The organism is Mycobacterium sp. (assembly GCF_040509115.1).
Classification (GTDB): Bacteria; Actinomycetota; Actinomycetes; order Mycobacteriales; family Mycobacteriaceae; genus Mycobacterium.
This window is the reverse complement of sequence record NZ_JBEVLO010000385.1, coordinates 1-3,748: the sequence shown is the minus strand read 5'-3', so window position 1 is coordinate 3,748 and position 3,748 is coordinate 1. Positions and strand designations below refer to the sequence as shown.

The following is a 3,748-nucleotide window of genomic DNA, read 5'->3' as shown; positions in this document are numbered from 1 at the left end:
CAGATGACCGTCGACAACGACGTCATCACCATCAACTACTGCGTGAACTACGGCGGGCGCACCGAGATCGTCGAGGCCGCGCAGGAACTGGCCGCGCTCGCCGTCGAGGGCAAGGTCAATCCCAAGCGGATCTCCGAGGCCGCCTTCGCCAAACACCTACACCGCAACGACATTCCCGATGTCGACCTGTTCATCAGGACATCGGGGGAGCAGCGGGCCAGCAACTTCCTGCTGTGGCAGGCGGCGTACGCGGAGTTCGTCTTCCAGGACAAGCTGTGGCCGGACTACGACCGTCGCGACCTGTGGGCGGCGTGCGAGGAGTACGTCTCGCGCAACCGCCGCTTCGGCAGGGCTTAGATGCCCACGCTCCTGGAACGGCTGTCGTCGGCGCTGGGGGAGGCCCTGACCATCGTCGAGGAATTCGACGGCGGGCTGACGGTCAGCCAGGACGGGGTCGTCGCCTCGCTGCGGGTGGTCACCATCGCCGAAGGCCTGGAGATGGTGTCGCTGAGCCAGCCGTTGGCGTGGGATCTGCCGTTGACGGCCAAGACCCGGGAACGCGTGACGCAGCACGCCAGTGCCACGCTGCTCGGCACGGTGGCGTTGGCGGAAAAGGTGCCCGCCGGGCCCGAGACGCCGACCAATGGGTCATCGGGCAAGGCGGCCGCACGCAAATCGTCGAACCGCAAGGTCGCCGACGTGATGCTGCGCTACAACTTTCCGGCGGCGGGGCTCTCGGAGGATGCGCTGCGCACGTTGATCCTGCTGGTGCTCACCACGGGGGCCGACGTGCGCCGCAACCTGACGTCGTGACGCCCGCGGCCGATGCCGTGATCCGGATCGTGGCGGGCGTGATCGTCGACGCGCGCAACCACGTCCTCGTCGTCAGAAAGCGCGGCACGTCGTCGTTCATGCAGCCGGGCGGGAAGATCGAACGGGGCGAGGCACCGCTGGAGGCGCTTGTCAGGGAGGTTCGCGAGGAACTCGGCAGCGCCATCGATCCGTCGTCGGCCAGGGCACTGGGCCGATACTCCGCGGTGGCCGCCAACGAGCCGGGCCACGTCGTCGACGCCGACCTGTTCTCGGTGGTGCTCGATGGCGTGCCGCGGCCGGCGGCGGAGATCGACGAGATCGCGTGGGTCGACCCGCATGCCCCCGGCGGCCTCGAGTTGGCGCCGCTGACTACGCACACGGTTCTTGCGCTGGTGCGCGACGGGCTCAGCTGACCCGGGGTGCGCACTCGCCACAGACCCCGAAGATCTCGATCGTGTGGCTGACGTCGGAGAACCCGTTCTCGGCGGCGATCTCGGCGGCCCAGGATTCGACCCGGTCGCCCTGAACTTCCACCGTGGAACCGCACACCCGGCACACCAGGTGGTGGTGGTGATGCAGGGAGCAGCGCCGGTAGACCGATTCGCCGTTGTCGGTGCGCAACGTGTCCAGCAGCCCGGCCGCGGCCATCGACTGCAGGGTGCGGTAGACGGTGGTGAGCCCGATGCCCTCGCCGCGACGGCGCAGTTCGTCGTGCAATTCCTGGGCCGAGCGAAATTCCTCGACGTTCTCCAGCAGTGCCGAGATGGCGGCCCGTTGCCGTGTCGAGCGCACGGCGGTGCCGCTCACTGCGGTTCCTCGGCGGCATGGTCGACGGCGGCCACCACGATGTCGCAGAGATGGTGGTCGACGAGGCGGTAGTGCACCTCGCGTCCGGCGCGTTCGCCTGCCACCACGCCTGCGGCCTTGAGGATCCGCAGATGCTGGCTGACGAGGGGTTGCGGGACGCCGAGCGCGTCGACGAGTTCGTGGACACAGCGGGAGGATTCGCGGAGCTCGAGCACGATCGCGATCCGCACGGGCGCCGCGAGGGCCCTGAGCAGTTCGCCCGCAGTGTCCAGCACCGCCCGGGACTCGACGTGCCGGGCGCTTGGCGCGTTCGTGAAAATGGTTTCCATTGCAGTGAACAACTTTACATGCACAACCATGCATGACAAGGTCCACTAGAATCGGCGTCCGGCCTCTGCGCCAGTCACTAGGGGGAGCAAATGCACACTGCGGTCGGCATGGGTCATGGCCGAGCTGCACGCCGGTGACGTCCTCGGCGGCGTCCGCATCGACGCCGTCGCCGGACGCGGCGGAATGGGCATCGTCTACCGCGGGACCGAACTCGGCCTGAAACGCACCGTCGCAATCAAGCTGGTGCGAGGGGACCTCGCCGGAAACGCCGAATTCCGTGCACGTTTCACCCGTGAGTCCGAGATCGCCGCGTCACTCGACCATGCTCACGTGATCCCCGTCTTCGCCGCGGGCGAGGACCAGGGCCGGCTGTACGTCACGATGCGCTACGTCGACGGCACCGACCTCCGCGAGGAGATCAACCGCCGCGGTCGTCTCGATCCGTACTTCGCCGCAACCGTGATCTCGCAGATCGCCTCGGCGCTGGACGCCGCACACCGGCGTGGTCTCGTGCACCGCGACGTGAAGCCCGCCAACATCCTGCTCGCCGATTCCGACGGCCGCCCGCACGCCTACCTGACCGACTTCGGGGTCAGCAGGGCCGCCCAAAGCGACGGTCTCACCCAGGCGGGCGCGATGGTCGGCACCGACGACTACATGGCACCCGAGCAGTTCGAGAACAAGGGGGTCGACGGTCGCTCCGACGTGTACGCCCTCGGCTGCGTTCTGTACGAGACGCTCACCGGGCACGTGCCCTTCCAGCGAGACTCGATGGCCGCCAAGCTCTACGCGCACCTACGCCAGCCGCCTCCCGACCTGCCCGCTCACCTGCCAACCGAACTGAACCGGGTGATTCGGCGCGCCATGGCCAAGAGCCCCGGCGAGCGCTACGCCACCGCGGGCGAGATGGGCCGCGACGTGCTCGACGCGGTCACGGGCGCAGGCGATTCCTGGACGGGTCGCACCACGTCGCGGGTCGAGCTGCCCACGGTGCAGCGTCCGGTGGCGCCCCATCGGCAGGGCCCGCCGTCGTACCCGGGTGTCCAGCATCCCGGCGCACCGTCACATCCCGGCGCACTGTCGCACCCTGGCTCACCGTCACAGCCCGGAATCCGGCCTCCGGGTGTCCCCACCTACGCGGGCAGTGGGCAGCCGTCGCATCCCGGCGGACCGCCATCCCATCCGGGCGCAGGCCATCCCGGCCCACCACAGCCGCTGTACGCATCTGGACCGCTCACCCGTCCGCCGGGACCGCCTTCGTATCCGCCGGGCAGCGGAACCGGGCCACCCAAGAACAACAAGACCGGGCTGATCATCGCGTTGATCGCCGTGGTGGTGGTCGTCGCCGCAGGCGTTGGCGGATGGCTCCTGCTGCGCGACGACGGACCGGCTCCGGTCACGCCGGGGTCGCAGGCCTTCGGCACCGTCGACGGCGACCCGATCAAGGTGGGCGCCAATCCCAACGACATCATCGAGGCGGGCGGATTCCTGTGGACCGCAAACATGGACGACGGGACCGTCACCAAGATCGACCCGGCGACCGGGGACACCGAGGAGATCTCCGTCGGGGGTGATCCGATCCAGCTCGCCGCCACCCGCGGGGCGGTCTGGGCGTTGAACTACACCGACGCCGTCACGCACATCGACATCGACACGGGTGAGGTTAGCGAGCCGATCCAAGCCGGGCCGATGCCCGACGTCAAGGGCATCGCCGCGGGCGACGGGCAGGTGTGGTTGTCGCACATCACCGACAACACCGTCACCCGCATCGACGCGAGCAGCATGAGCATCCTCGGGA

General features: G+C 68.8%; 6 protein-coding genes. 4 read left to right on the top strand and 2 right to left on the bottom strand.

All coding sequences use genetic code 11. The features are described from left to right. From uppS to ABW137_RS26520, 3 genes are all read left to right on the top strand, one after another. Positions 1–357, top strand: a 357-nt coding sequence (gene uppS, locus ABW137_RS26530) for a polyprenyl diphosphate synthase (RefSeq protein ID WP_526404449.1), incomplete at its 5' end; no start/stop codon positions are given. Then, positions 358–813, top strand: a complete 456-nt coding sequence (locus tag ABW137_RS26525) for a hypothetical protein (protein WP_526404448.1) — start codon at positions 358–360, stop codon at positions 811–813. Further along, positions 810–1,226 carry an NUDIX hydrolase gene (locus ABW137_RS26520; RefSeq protein WP_526404447.1) on the top strand — a complete coding sequence of 139 codons (417 nt, stop codon included), beginning with the start codon at positions 810–812 and terminating at the stop codon, positions 1,224–1,226. Before ABW137_RS26525 ends, ABW137_RS26520 begins: the two co-directional genes overlap by 4 nt. On the opposite strand, the gene ABW137_RS26515 is transcribed toward ABW137_RS26520, so the two are convergent. Both ABW137_RS26515 and ABW137_RS26510 read right to left on the bottom strand, forming a co-directional pair. After that, on the bottom strand, positions 1,219–1,620 hold the full coding sequence (locus ABW137_RS26515) for a Fur family transcriptional regulator (protein WP_526404446.1): 402 nt from the start codon (positions 1,618–1,620) through the stop codon (positions 1,219–1,221). The two genes, ABW137_RS26520 and ABW137_RS26515, sit on opposite strands and share 8 nt — an antisense overlap. Continuing rightward, positions 1,617–1,949 (bottom strand): ArsR/SmtB family transcription factor, encoded by a 333-nt coding sequence (locus ABW137_RS26510; protein ID WP_526404445.1) that lies wholly within the window; start codon positions 1,947–1,949, stop codon positions 1,617–1,619. Before ABW137_RS26510 ends, ABW137_RS26515 begins: the two co-directional genes overlap by 4 nt. A gap of 115 nt (positions 1,950–2,064) precedes the next feature. On the opposite strand from ABW137_RS26510, the gene ABW137_RS26505 reads away from it, so the two are divergent. After that, the coding region (locus tag ABW137_RS26505; protein ID WP_526404444.1) for a protein kinase domain-containing protein at positions 2,065–3,748 on the top strand (1,684 nt) is incomplete at its 3' end.

What these genes read in the sequence shown, in the direction of transcription:
- ABW137_RS26525 (WP_526404448.1), top strand. Translation starts at nt 358, where the DNA reads ATGCCCACGCTCCTGGAACGGCTGTCGTCGGCGCTGGGGGAGGCCCTG.
- ABW137_RS26510 (WP_526404445.1), bottom strand. Translation starts at nt 1,949, where the DNA reads ATGGAAACCATTTTCACGAACGCGCCAAGCGCCCGGCACGTCGAGTCC.